The organism is uncultured Actinobacillus sp. (genome assembly GCF_945915845.1).
GTDB lineage: Bacteria > Pseudomonadota > Gammaproteobacteria > Enterobacterales > Pasteurellaceae > Exercitatus.
Genome location: NZ_CAMEFX010000050.1, coordinates 1 through 12,816 on the forward strand (window position 1 = coordinate 1; position 12,816 = coordinate 12,816).

Annotated in this window: 10 protein-coding genes and 1 tRNA gene; 5 read left to right on the plus strand and 6 right to left on the minus strand. The window is 40.3% G+C overall.

The window, feature by feature from the left end; genetic code table 11:
- The 3 genes from Q0O89_RS09290 to Q0O89_RS09300 form a co-directional block, all read right to left on the minus strand.
- The coding region (locus Q0O89_RS09290) for an RHS repeat domain-containing protein (RefSeq protein WP_293731435.1) at positions 1-1,424 on the minus strand (1,424 nt) is incomplete at its 3' end.
- A 16-nt stretch (positions 1,425-1,440) separates the two neighbouring features.
- On the minus strand, positions 1,441-1,914 hold the full coding sequence (locus Q0O89_RS09295) for a hypothetical protein (RefSeq protein ID WP_293731436.1): 474 nt from the start codon (positions 1,912-1,914) through the stop codon (positions 1,441-1,443).
- Positions 1,915-2,515: 601 nt separating this feature from the next.
- Positions 2,516-3,082, minus strand: a complete 567-nt coding sequence (locus tag Q0O89_RS09300; protein WP_293731437.1) for a DUF6630 family protein — start codon at positions 3,080-3,082, stop codon at positions 2,516-2,518.
- Positions 3,083-3,295: 213 nt separating this feature from the next.
- Between Q0O89_RS09300 and Q0O89_RS09305 the strand changes: the two genes are divergently transcribed.
- The 5 genes from Q0O89_RS09305 to Q0O89_RS09325 all read left to right on the plus strand — a co-directional run bounded on the left by Q0O89_RS09305 (position 3,296) and on the right by Q0O89_RS09325 (position 10,118).
- On the plus strand, positions 3,296-4,288 hold the full coding sequence (locus tag Q0O89_RS09305) for a type VI immunity family protein (protein ID WP_293731438.1): 993 nt from the start codon (positions 3,296-3,298) through the stop codon (positions 4,286-4,288).
- A gap of 759 nt (positions 4,289-5,047) precedes the next feature.
- Positions 5,048-6,646, plus strand: coding sequence for a bifunctional phosphoribosylaminoimidazolecarboxamide formyltransferase/IMP cyclohydrolase (gene purH, locus Q0O89_RS09310; protein ID WP_293731439.1), 1,599 nt, complete (start codon positions 5,048-5,050; stop codon positions 6,644-6,646).
- Positions 6,647-7,120: 474 nt separating this feature from the next.
- On the plus strand, positions 7,121-8,410 hold the full coding sequence (gene purD, locus Q0O89_RS09315) for a phosphoribosylamine--glycine ligase (protein WP_293731440.1): 1,290 nt from the start codon (positions 7,121-7,123) through the stop codon (positions 8,408-8,410).
- Between the two features lie 161 nt (positions 8,411-8,571).
- Positions 8,572-9,837 carry a serine hydroxymethyltransferase gene (gene glyA / locus Q0O89_RS09320; RefSeq protein ID WP_293731441.1) on the plus strand — a complete coding sequence of 422 codons (1,266 nt, stop codon included), beginning with the start codon at positions 8,572-8,574 and terminating at the stop codon, positions 9,835-9,837.
- Positions 9,837-10,118 (plus strand): DUF1294 domain-containing protein, encoded by a 282-nt coding sequence (locus Q0O89_RS09325; protein ID WP_293731442.1) that lies wholly within the window; start codon positions 9,837-9,839, stop codon positions 10,116-10,118. The genes glyA and Q0O89_RS09325 overlap by 1 nt, the downstream gene beginning before the upstream one ends.
- A gap of 124 nt (positions 10,119-10,242) precedes the next feature.
- Here the strand turns inward: Q0O89_RS09325 and Q0O89_RS09330 are convergent.
- From Q0O89_RS09330 to folP, 3 genes are all read right to left on the minus strand, one after another.
- Positions 10,243-10,319 (minus strand) — tRNA-Val (locus Q0O89_RS09330).
- Positions 10,320-10,461: 142 nt separating this feature from the next.
- Positions 10,462-11,796: a phosphoglucosamine mutase gene (glmM, locus tag Q0O89_RS09335; protein WP_293731443.1), complete on the minus strand. Its 1,335-nt coding sequence runs from the start codon at positions 11,794-11,796 to the stop codon at positions 10,462-10,464.
- Between the two features lie 52 nt (positions 11,797-11,848).
- Entirely contained in the window at positions 11,849-12,676 is an 828-nt protein-coding gene (gene folP, locus Q0O89_RS09340; RefSeq protein ID WP_293731444.1) for a dihydropteroate synthase, read from the minus strand.
- Positions 12,677-12,816: the final 140 nt, after the last annotated feature.

Genomic DNA, 12,816 nt, shown 5'->3' on the forward strand with positions numbered 1-12,816 from the left:
TGATGTTTGCCAAACGTGGATTTGACTTCCGTTAATAGCCCATATTGATTGCGAATAAATTCAGTGGTCGAGCCGTCGGGTGAGGTAAACAGGGTAGTGCAAGCGGTCGGATTATCGCTGTTTTTTGCAAAAGTGCCACGATTTTCTGTTTTTGCCCACACTCGTCCGAGTGGGTCGGAGAGCTGACAAAGTTGTTCGTTTTCGTCATAGTCATAATGCCACTGCTTGCCAGCGGTGTTGGTAAAACAGGTAACTAAACCGGTTTGCTCAAGGTAGTCAAATTGCACCTGCTTGCCATCGGCAAAGGTTTGAGAAAGCAGATTGCCGTAGCGGTCGTATTCAAAATGGGTTTTGGCACCGCTTGGCAAAGTGATGGAAAGCGGTTTCATAAGATGACTGTCGTAGTCATATACAGTCGCACGTTGTTGGCTGTCTAAAACCGTTGTTCGATTCTCTTCATACTGAAGCCAAACGGGATAAAAGCCTTCGGCACCAATGCTGTGAATGACCCGACCTTGTTCGTCATAATGATAATCCACCCAAGTTTTATCATTATCCGCCCAACGGGTTAGGTTAAAGTGCGAGTCGTATTCGTAAAACAAATGGAAGTCGAGTAGGGCATTGTTTTCCACCAAAGCACCACGTTCATCTTGGCGATAGGTTGCCAGGACTTCAGCTTGTTCTGTATCGGTGCGGATGATTTGATGTAACCATTCGCCTTGGTAGGTAAAGGCAAGGGTAATGCCGTCGGTGTGGGAAACCGCTTCCAGCCACGAATGTTCGTTATAATGAAACTGTACCGCATTATCAAACGTATCTAACCAAGCGGAAATGAGATAACGTCCGTCAGTCAGCGGTGGATAGGCAAAATCGGCTTCTGAGGATTCGGATTCCGTTTCAGTATCGTCATTTTCTGCGGAGTGACTAAAATAGAACAGTTTAGACAACTGCGTTTCACGGTGGAATAACTCCAAATACTCACGATGACGAATGAGAGTGTATTCAGGGTGGTCTGGATTGGATGACCCCGTTGCGCCTAATGGTAAGGCAAAGCGTAAATAACTGCCTTCAAAGGTGGCTATTTTGATGTGTTGCCCGCTGTCGGACACTTCCGCATATTCGGAGAAGTTATCCATCCAAAAACGACCACATAAGCCATCAGCCTGTTGTTCATCTTTATGACGAGACCAAGTGCGAATAAACGCAAGGGGAATGGTTTGCCCAAGAGTAAAATCGATTCGTTGCTCAACGACTTGACCTGTGAGAACATCAATGGGGTCGCCTTTGGTGATTTTGTCTTTTGCCGGAACAAAGCGATGAATACCGCTATTTTGGGGAAATACACAAGAGAAAGGGGGCGTATTTCGTAACGTGAAATATGCCCCTGTGTGAGCGATGATTTGAGCGATTTTGTTTTGTTGCATTTGTAATAAAAAGTATTTATATCATTTCAGCTAACAAATCTTGCTGTTCAAGATAACCCTTTTCAGCAACAGTTACACATTCAATAAAAGTATCAGGTTCTTCAGTACCATTGGGAGCGTAAATTGAAATACCTAATTTATAACTTGTAAATCCTACATATTCCTCTTCTTTTATTTCAGGATCGAATTGCAAAAGGTAATTTTTGCATTCTAAATAATTCATCTCTAGTAAATCTTTACCATTAAATATAGCGTTACAATTTGCTTCATCAGTTAATAAAATGTAGCTTAATTTGAAATCTTTATTTAGATATCCTAATGTCATCCCATTCTCAAAAAAGTCATCTGTAAATTTTTCATTTGTACCTAATATAATATCTTCTTCACTTTTATAATCTATAGTGTTAAGAATATTGTTGTTTATATAATCTCTACTCATACCAAAGTATAACTCACCAACGTTGCTAAATGGAATAATTATATTTTTCATTTTATTTTACCTTCTTTTCTATAAAAATCTTTTAATTGTTCTATTTCCATATCGTATTTATTGCCAAATTTTTTCTTAATATCAGTTTTTGTAGGGTGGGCATCCTTGCCCACCGAAAATATCATCAAATATAAATGGTGGGCAGGAATGCCCACCCTACGCCTTGATGAGAAGTGCGGTGGATTTCATTGTCGTTTTGGTCATATTGGAAAAATAATGCGTGTTTTTGACCGCTTGTTTCGTTGTGGTTCGTTTCGTTGTGGTTATAGTATAAAGCCAGTGGTTATCCGCAAAGGGGAGAGTAAGCGGTCAGATTCGCCTAATCTTTTGTAAATGTTAGAAAAATCCAACCGCTTGAATGGTGTGCTATTAAGTTAATTTTTTAAAGAACAATGGCGGTATGGGTTGGTATAAGTACTGTTTTTAGGGGAACATACGTTCCCCATTGCATATGTTGTTAGCCGCTGCCTAACATACCAATACTGCTCATTATAAGCTGGCCTTGGTTGGCTCCTACGGATCCCTGCTTTGTTTTAAGACCGAGGGGACATTTACCCTGTCTGTGAGAAATTTTATTATATCAAACTCTAGAAAACAAACATCACAACCCCGTTTCATAAAATTTCTGTCCGATCTTCTTACTTTCTGCTTTTAAAAAGGCAATATGCTCTTTGTTGATTGGAAAAACAACGTGGCTATCGCTGTCAATATCCTGTTGCATTAAAGCAATTGGCTGATTTTTCCAATAGGCATTGATTTGATCTATCCAAATATGAACCACTTCATTTTCATCCAACGCCGGAAAATCAACGGCAGGATATGACTTAAATCCTTGTAAGGCTTTCAAAAAATACTCAAAATCTTCTAACTCACTCTTACAATCAAACTCTGCGGCATAATTGTGAGCAATCAAAATATCGGCAAAACTGATCCAATATAATTCTTCCTTTGAAAGCCGTTCGGTATCAATACATCTTTCATCATATTGCTCTTGATGTGTCGCCAAAAATGCAGATGTCTGCTCAAATAGCTCTCGAACTTCGGCTAAAACAGCGTCATCATTACCACTAATCATTTGGGCAAATTGCAGGTAAATTTCTTTTAATGATTGTTCAGTATGCTTAGTTTGTTTCGCTTTTTTACCGAATAATAGACTTAAAAATCCCATATTTTTTCCTTGTTGATTTTAATCGCTTGTATTATGCACAAGTGCGGTTAAAATCCAAGAAAATTTTAACCGCACTATCAGCCCCAAAGGGGCTGAATTATGCGTAACTCGGTATGGCTTTGCCGTGCTGAGATATTCAAAACTATGCCTAAAAAATTGCAATAGCTTTAATAAAAGTTTATTTTATAGATAAGATGCAAAACAGGAAAAACCGTGAAACGATTATTTTTAATATTGATATTATTCTTGGGTTTTGGAGGAACGGCGAATATGGCGATGGCATTAACTAACTTAGATAAAGAATTGGAACTGGTCAATCCAAAGGGAGATGTATTGCTGGGTATTTGTACTAAAATTGTGTTGTTTTTTGATAAAGGGTATACCACAGAAAAACGCCAAGCCATTTTAACGATGTTCGATGAATACCGAGCAATGCTGAAAGACCAAATCACGTTTACCCAAGATAGAAAATACAATTGGATAGATTTACGTCAGCAATCAGCCCCCGAAGTAAAAGAATGGCTACTGCCTTTGCCTTCAGATTGGCAATGGGAATTTTTATATAAAGGGGGTAATCGGGAATATGATGCGAGTAATGTTAATTTCTCGGTGCTTGGAAAGGCAGATTGGGGGGAAAAACAGGGGTATTTATCCCGAGTCTTAATCCATTTTCCGCTCACTTTTTTTGCAACATATCACGAAAGTGTTCAAGATGTGTTAGTTCGTTGGTTAGGGTATTTGCAACCACTACATGGCTATGCCGGAATTGGTACTTGTCGCCATTTAGAAGAGAACTTAGCTTATCGTGATGCGGAATATAGTGTGGCTCAAAAATATCCCGGGTTGGAAATTACTAATGAGATTAGCGAAGGACTTGAACTAAAACGAGAGACAATAAAAGGCATTAGCTGGCAAACGATGTTATCTCGGGAGTTATTGGATAAGGTGGGGGGCGTGCAGGCATTATCGCCAATTAAAGGTTTGTCGGTGTGGCAAGCAAAAGATGTCTATTTGATCCAAGCTTCGGATTACCCAATGTTATCGGATTTGCCAGAGAGTTATTATCAATTAGCCAATCTATTAAAACCGTTATATAGTCAGGAGTTATGGTATCCACAGGAAGTTGGGGCTTTTGAACAAGATATTCCTTTCAATGGCTTAGAATATAAAAAATGGCGAGAGCGTTTTTTTCGTGAAGATGAATAAGGAGAGCAGAAATAGAAGGTTAGATTTACTAGAAAAAATTAAAGAAAAGTTCTAATGCTATATTTTTTATTTGTACAATATTTTTATTTCTTTATATCAAATGTTGTCGGAAATATCATTTCGTGTTCATATATCGCTGGACGCCAAGCGTGGCGTCCCTACAAACACTCCGAATATTTTGCTGTGATTGATAAAAATTTTGTAGATAAATCGATGTAATGAATTATGAAAATTTATATATAAATCAACGTAATGGGTCACATATTTGGGTTATTTCAAAAAATCAATTAACGCAGTGATTGTAGGGACGCCACGCTTGGCGTCCAAAATATATTTTCACCAAAATTGCAGTAATTTTTCGTGAAAATATTATGATTTATATCCAATATTGTTGGAAATATCACAGGGCGGTAGGGGTAAATCACATTTGCCCCAATATTTGATATGTATTTCATATTTTTAATAAAATCAATGAGTAATGATATTTGTTTTTTGAGGCTAATGTGATCAGCCCCTACATTTTCTTGCGTGATAAACTGTATGGAATGGCATATCATTTAGCACTTTGGATGTTGAGAATTAGAGTCACAAAGCCATTCAACCATACGTCATCATATACGCATTTTGCGTGCTGGTACAAAATAGTCTATTTTCTAATCATAAAACATCAACAACCTTTAATCTTTTCCACACAAAAGCAAACGTTTGCGTTATAATGCGCAGGATTTTTTTTAAATTAACCCATAAAAGGAAACATTCATGCAAACTCGTCCAATTCGTCAAGCGTTATTAAGCGTGTCTGATAAAACTGGTATTGTGGAATTCGCACAAGGCTTACATCAACGTGGTGTGAAATTATTATCAACTGGTGGCACAGCAAAACTTTTAGCTGGCAACGGATTGCCGGTGACGGAAGTGTCCGATTACACAGGCTTTCCGGAGATGATGGACGGTCGTGTAAAAACCCTTCATCCGAAAGTGCATGGTGGGATTTTAGGTCGCCGCGGTACGGATGATGCCGTTATGCAACAACATGGTATCGAAGGGATCGATATGGTGGTGGTAAACCTTTATCCTTTCGCGGCAACGGTGGCGAAACCAAATTGTTCGCTTGAAGATGCAGTAGAAAATATCGATATCGGCGGCCCGACAATGGTGCGTTCTGCGGCGAAAAACCATAAAGATGTGGCGATTGTGGTGAATAATAATGATTTTAACGCCATTCTTGCGGAAATGGATCAAAACCAAAATAGCTTAAGCTTAGAAACCCGTTTTGATTTAGCCATTAAAGCCTTTGAACATACGGCGCAATATGATTCAATGATTGCCAACTATTTTGGTCAAATGGTGAAACCTTATTTTGCCGCTGAGGAAGAAGATAAAGACGCGAAGTGCGGTCAATTCCCTCGTACTTTAAACTTGAACTTTATCCGTAAACAAACTATGCGTTATGGCGAAAACAGCCACCAAAATGCGGCGTTTTATGTCGAACAAGATGTAAAAGAAGCCAGTGTTTCAACCGCGAAACAATTACAAGGTAAAGCTCTTTCTTACAACAATATTGCGGACACTGACGCGGCGTTAGAATGTGTGAAATCTTTTGATGAACCGGCTTGTGTGATTGTTAAACACGCGAATCCTTGTGGTGTGGCGTTAGGAAAAGATACTTTAGAGGCTTACAATCGCGCTTATCAAACTGACCCTACTTCAGCATTTGGTGGCATTATTGCCTTTAACCGTGAATTAGATGAAGCTACCGCGAAAGCCATTGTTGAACGTCAATTTGTGGAAGTGATTATTGCGCCAACGGTTTCAGCAGCAGCGGTTGAAGTGGTCAAAGCGAAGAAAAATGTGCGTTTACTAGAATGTGGTGAATTCAGCAAACCACAAGCTCGTTTAGATGTAAAACGTGTGAACGGCGGTTTATTGGTGCAAGACGCGGATTTAGGCATGGTGAGCATTGATGATTTAGAAGTGGTCAGCAAACGTAAACCAACTCAACAAGAATTAGAAGATTTATTATTCTGCTGGAAAGTGGCGAAATTTGTGAAATCTAATGCCATTGTTTATGCGAAAAACAATCAAACCATCGGCATCGGCGCAGGTCAAATGAGCCGTGTTTATTCTGCGAAAATTGCAGGTATCAAAGCACAAGATGAAGGCTTAGAAGTGAAAGGTTGTGTTATGGCCTCTGACGCATTCTTCCCATTCCGTGACGGCATTGATGCCGCTGCCGCGGTAGGCATTGAATGTGTTATCCACCCAGGTGGTTCAATGCGCGATCAAGAAGTGATTGATGCGGCGGATGAGCATAATATGGTGATGGTTCTTACTAAAATGAGACACTTTAGACATTGATTTGTTACTTTCTTGCTTGTGCAAGAAAGTAACCAAAGAACACACCCCGACTTCAATGCTATCTTCGCTTGATTGAAATTTTTTTAACGGAAATTTTGTAAACTCGCTACGCTCAAACAGTACAAAATTTCCTAAAAATTTCAAGTCGCTCAGGCATTTCAGACGGGGAAAATGTGAATATAACATACCGTTATTTTAGAATATTGAACAGTTTTGTTGAGGGTTCCCTTCTTTGCCGCCTAAAAATGGGGGAATTTGTAGCAAAATTTGTACTGTTTGAGCGTAGCGAGTTTACAAATTTTGCGTGAAACAAATTCCACTATTTTTAGGAAATAAGGCAAAGCAGGGGCGCCTTTCTTTTGGTTACTTTTCTTTGGCGAAGCAAAGAAAAGTGACAGAATAAGAAAAGTAGGTCGCCATCGGCGAAACACGATATTAAAATTACAGTCAAAAAGAATTTAAAAGGAACATAAAATGAACATACTCATCATCGGAAACGGTGGTCGCGAACACGCTCTAGCGTGGAAAGCGGCGCAATCGCCTTTAGCAAGCAAAGTTTTTGTTGCACCAGGTAACGCCGGCACAGCATTAGAAAGTGCGGTGGAAAATGTGAATATTTCTGCGACAGATGTGCCGGCGTTGGTGAAATTTGCGCAAGAAAATGATATTGGTTTAACTATTGTTGGCCCTGAAGCACCGTTAGTCGTTGGTGTGGTGGATGCCTTTGAGGCGGCTGGGTTAACTATTTTCGGGCCGCGTCAATCAGCAGCGCAGTTGGAAGGTTCTAAAGCCTTTACTAAAGATTTCTTGGCACGTCACAATATTCCGACCGCAGAATATCAAAACTTTACTGATGTGGATCAGGCGTTGGCTTATGTGCGTGAAAAAGGTGCGCCGATTGTGGTGAAAGCTGACGGTTTAGCGGCAGGTAAAGGTGTGATTGTAGCGATGACGTTACAAGAGGCAGAAGAGGCGATCAAAGATATGTTATCTGGTAATGCCTTTGGTGAAGCGGGTAGCCGTGTGGTAATTGAAGAATTTTTAGATGGCGAAGAAGCCAGCTTTATCGTGATGGTAGATGGCGTGAATGTGGAGCCAATGGCAACATCACAAGATCACAAACGCGTAGGCGAGGGCGATAAAGGCTTGAATACAGGCGGTATGGGTGCCTATTCGCCTGCACCAGTAGTGACGCAAGAAATTCACAATCGCGTGATGGAGCAAATTATTTATCCGACTGTGCGCGGTATGGCGGCGGAAAATAATGTGTACAAAGGTTTCTTATACGCAGGCTTGATGATTGATAAAAATGGTCAGCCGAAAGTGATTGAATTTAACTGCCGCTTTGGTGATCCTGAAACGCAACCGATTATGATGCGGATGAAATCTGATTTAGTGGAGCTTTGTTTAAAAGCCTGTGAGGGTAAATTAAATGAAGTGAAATCAGAATGGGCGGAAGAGGCGGCACTGGGTATCGTGCTAGCAGCGGAAGGTTATCCTGGGGATTATCGCAAAAATGATGAAATCCATGGTATTCCGGCTCAACCTGCGCAAGGTGAAAAAGTCTTTTTAGCCGGTGTGGCAGAGAAAGACGGTAAACTTGTGACCAATGGTGGACGCGTGCTTTGTGTGACTGCTTTGGGTAATACGGTATTTGATGCACAGCAAAAAGCCTTGAAATTGGCAGAGCAAGTCACTTGGACAGGCCGTTTCTATCGCCGAGATATTGGTTATCGCGCGGTGGCGCGTGAGCAAAATCAATAATTACTTTTTGATGAGCAATCCTAGTTAGGGTATATATAGTAATGTTTTAGATGAAAATAATTCATCTGCCTAATGAAAATTTAGCAATGAAATTTCAATTAAAAAATGACGTATAAAATTGTAAACTATACGCCATTATCACAGCAAAAGAGGAACTTACCATGTTTAAAAAATCAATGAATATTGCAGATTACGATCCGGTTTTATGGCAAGCGATTCAAGATGAAAATCGCCGTCAAGAAGAACATATTGAATTAATTGCCTCAGAAAACTATGCGAGTCCACGCGTAATGGAAGCGCAAGGTTCTCAGTTTACAAATAAATATGCAGAAGGTTATCCGGGTAAACGTTATTACGGTGGTTGCGAATATGCAGATATCGTTGAGCAATTGGCTATTGATCGCGCGAAAGAATTATTTAACTGTGACTATGCTAACGTACAACCACACTCAGGTTCACAAGCCAACGCTGCCGTTTATGGTGCGTTAATTAATGCCGGCGATACAATTTTAGGGATGGATTTAGCCCATGGCGGTCACTTAACCCACGGTGCGAAAGTGAGTTTCTCGGGTAAAATTTATAATTCTGTGCTTTACGGTATCACTGCAGATGGCGTGATTGACTATGATGATGTGTTAGCGAAAGCGAAAGAATGCCAACCGAAAATGATTGTGGCGGGTTTCTCTGCTTACTCTCAAGTGGTTGACTGGGCGAAAATGCGTGAAATTGCAGATGCGGTAGGCGCGTATTTATTCGTTGATATGGCGCACGTGGCAGGTTTAATTGCAGCAGGCGTTTACCCAAGTCCATTACCACATGCACACGTGGTTACAACGACTACACACAAAACCTTAGGTGGCCCACGTGGTGGTTTAATTTTATCAGCTTGTGGCGATGAAGAAATTTATAAAAAATTACAATCTTCTGTTTTCCCTGCAAACCAAGGTGGTCCATTAGTTCATATCATTGCAGCGAAAGCCGTATGTTTCAAAGAAGCCTTAGAACCGGCATTTAAAGAATACCAAGCAAATGTATTGAAAAATGCAAAAGCCATGGTGGAAGTATTCAAAGCACGTGGTTATGATGTGGTTTCTAATGGTACAGAAAACCACTTATTCCTTGTGAGTTTAATTAACCAAGGTAAAACAGGTAAAGCAGCAGACGCCGCATTAGGTCGTGCGAATATTACCGTGAACAAAAACTCAGTACCAAATGACCCGCAAAAACCATTTGTGACTTCAGGTATTCGTGTGGGCACACCTTCAGTAACACGTCGTGGTTTTACTGAAAAAGATGTGACTGAATTAGCCGGTTGGATGTGTGATATTTTAGACGCTATGGGTACAGAGAAAGAAGATGAAGTGATTCTTTCTACTAAAGCGAAAGTATTAGAAATCTGTGCACGTTTACCTGTGTATAGCAACTAATGTTTTTCTGTATTTTGGCAAGTTATTTAGCGGCGGTGAATATCGCCGCTTATTTTTTAATGCGACTGGATAAACAGCGTGCAAAAAATAAAGCATGGCGGATTGAAGAATCTGTTTTGTTGACGTTATGTTTTATGGGCGGTTTTATGGGAATGCATTTAGCCATGGAACGTTATCGCCATAAAACACAGCATTGGCAATTTCGTGTTGCGGTGGGGGTGAGTGCGGTCATTTTTCTTATAGTTTTACCCATCGTATTTTTTCTACGAATAAACGGGTAAGTTTTGTAGAAAAATATGTACCGTGTTTTTCGGTTCTGAGCATTATTTAGATATGAAAAAAGCCTTGATTTACAAGGCTTTTTAAACGATTTAAAGCAACGTGTGTTACGTTGATTTATATGTATGGTGCGACTAGCTGGACTCGAACCAGTGACCCCCACCATGTCAAGGTGGTGCTCTAACCAACTGAGCTATAGTCGCATTTTAAATATGGTTGTCGTTGTTAACGAAAGTGCGGTCATTATAACGAAATTTTATGTTAAAACAAGTTAAAATTTTACCGCACTAGGTCAACTGAAAGAAATTTGAGCAATTAGAGGTTTTATTGAAAGATAAATAGTCCTTAGTTAGCTTTAACAGCGTGAGCAATTTCTTCTGCACATTGTTGTGCCAACACACCATCTTCACATTCCACCATCACGCGGATCAATGGTTCTGTCCCGGATTTACGTAACAAGATACGCCCTTTTCCGGCTAAACGTTTTTCAACCTCAGCGGCAACGGATTTTACTGCCTCGCTTTCCAATGGATTTGCACCTCCTGCAAAGCGGACATTAATTAGCACTTGTGGGAATAATTGAACGGCTGAAGTTAACTCATTTAAGGTTAATTTATGTTGAACCATCGCAGTTAATACCGCAAGAGAAGCAATAATACCGTCACCTGTGGTGTTTTTATCGGCAATAATAATATGCCCTGAATTTTCACCACCTAATTTCCAGTTATTTTCTTGCATCTTTTCCAAGACATAACGGTCGCCTACGTTAGCTCGTAAGAATGGAATACCAAGTTGTTTAAGGGCAATTTCTAGGCTCATATTACTCATTAATGTTCCGACTACACCGCCTTTTAAATTACCTGCACGTAATGCTTCTCGTGCAATAATATAAAGAATTTGGTCGCCATCTACTTTATTGCCTAAATGATCCACCATCATAATACGGTCGCCATCGCCATCATAAGCTAAGCCGACATCAGCGTTTACTTCCAATACTTTTTCTTGCAATGCTTTAATATCGGTTGCACCACATTTTTCATTAATATTTAAACCGTTTGGCTCGGTACCGATTTCAATTACTTCCGCCCCTAATTCGCGCAGAACACTGGGTGCGATATGATAAGTTGCACCATGTGCGCAATCCACGACAATTTTGTAGCCTTCTAAACTTAAATCTGTTGGGAAGGTGCTTTTACAAAATTCAATATAACGACCGGCTGCATCAACAATGCGCGTTGCTTTACCTAAAGCGGCTGATTCAACACAATCCATCGGCTGTTCAAGCATCGCTTCAATCGCTTCTTCGACTTCATCAGGTAATTTTGTGCCTGCCGCAGAGAAAAATTTAATACCGTTATCGTAGTAAGGGTTATGAGAGGCGGAAATGACTACACCGGCTTCAGCACGGAAAGCGCGGGTGAGATAAGCAATGGCCGGTGTTGGCATTGGTCCCACAAAAGCGGCAGATAAACCTGCTGCAGCAAGTCCTGCTTCCAGGGCGGATTCCAACATATAACCGGAAATTCGGGTATCTTTACCAATTAATACCTTTTTTGAGCCTTGAGTAGCAAGGACTTTACCGGCTGCCCAGCCTAATTTAAGTGCAAATTCCGGGGTGATTGGAAATTCCCCCACTTTACCACGTACACCATCTGTACCAAAATATTTACGTTCTGCCATTTTATTTCCTTTATTTTAAGGGTAAGAGAAGGATGAAAAATTCATCCTAGATTTATGCGTTTAAAGTTGCTTGCCAAATTTTCAGTGCATCTGCGGTTTCAGCCACATCATGCACGCGTAAAATTGTTGCGCCATTCATTGCTGCAATTAATGCTGCCGTTGCACTGCCTACCACACGTTGGTCAACGGTTTTGTTTAGTACCGAACCGATCATGGATTTGCGTGAAAGTCCGGCAAGTATAGGGTAGCCTTGTACCGCAAAACGCGCACTTTGTTGTAACAATTTAAAATTGTGTTGCACTGTTTTGCCAAAGCCAAACCCTACGTCCCAAATTATGTTTTCAGCTTTCATACCGGCTTGTAAACAAAGTGCGGTGCGTTTCTCAAGAAATTCAAGCACTTCTGCAACAACGTCATCATATTGTGGGTTATTCTGCATGGTACGAGGTTGCCCTTGCATATGCATAATACAAGTCGGTAATCCTAGTTTAACGGCAGTTTCTAAAGCATTAGATTCTTGCAAGGCACGAATATCATTAATCATATCCATGCCCACTTTTGCACATTCTTCCATCACCGAAGCTTTTGAGGTATCCACTGAAATCCAACAATCAAAACGTTGACGCACCGCTTCTACCAAAGGCACAACACGCGCTAATTCTTCCTGTTCAGATACTTCTTCTGCCATAGAGCGCGTAGATTCACCACCAATATCAATAATCACTGCGCCATCTTTAAGCATTTTTTCTACTTGGAACAATGCCTTATCTAAGGTAAAAAACTGACCACTATCAGAAAAAGAATCCGGGGTAAAATTTAATATCCCCATAATTTTTGGGGAAGATAAATCAAGGGTTTTATGATTGGCTTGAAGTTTCATGAAATTAAACTACATTACTATTGCGTACAAAAGTGCGGTTGATTATAGCGAAATTTCAAGATAATTGCGACAACGATAGGCTAAAATTAGGGTCTGTTTATCTTTCAATAAAAGGCTGCGGCGGAGCTTATTTTTTGCCC

Coding starts and splice junctions, on each gene's coding strand:
- Q0O89_RS09325 (WP_293731442.1), top strand. CDS start 9,837: ATGTTTTTCTGTATTTTGGCAAGTTATTTAGCGGCGGTGAATATCGCC.
- Q0O89_RS09295 (WP_293731436.1), bottom strand. CDS start 1,914: ATGAAAAATATAATTATTCCATTTAGCAACGTTGGTGAGTTATACTTT.
- folP (WP_293731444.1), bottom strand. CDS start 12,676: ATGAAACTTCAAGCCAATCATAAAACCCTTGATTTATCTTCCCCAAAA.
- purD (WP_293731440.1), top strand. CDS start 7,121: ATGAACATACTCATCATCGGAAACGGTGGTCGCGAACACGCTCTAGCG.
- Q0O89_RS09300 (WP_293731437.1), bottom strand. CDS start 3,082: ATGGGATTTTTAAGTCTATTATTCGGTAAAAAAGCGAAACAAACTAAG.
- glyA (WP_293731441.1), top strand. CDS start 8,572: ATGTTTAAAAAATCAATGAATATTGCAGATTACGATCCGGTTTTATGG.
- purH (WP_293731439.1), top strand. CDS start 5,048: ATGCAAACTCGTCCAATTCGTCAAGCGTTATTAAGCGTGTCTGATAAA.
- glmM (WP_293731443.1), bottom strand. CDS start 11,796: ATGGCAGAACGTAAATATTTTGGTACAGATGGTGTACGTGGTAAAGTG.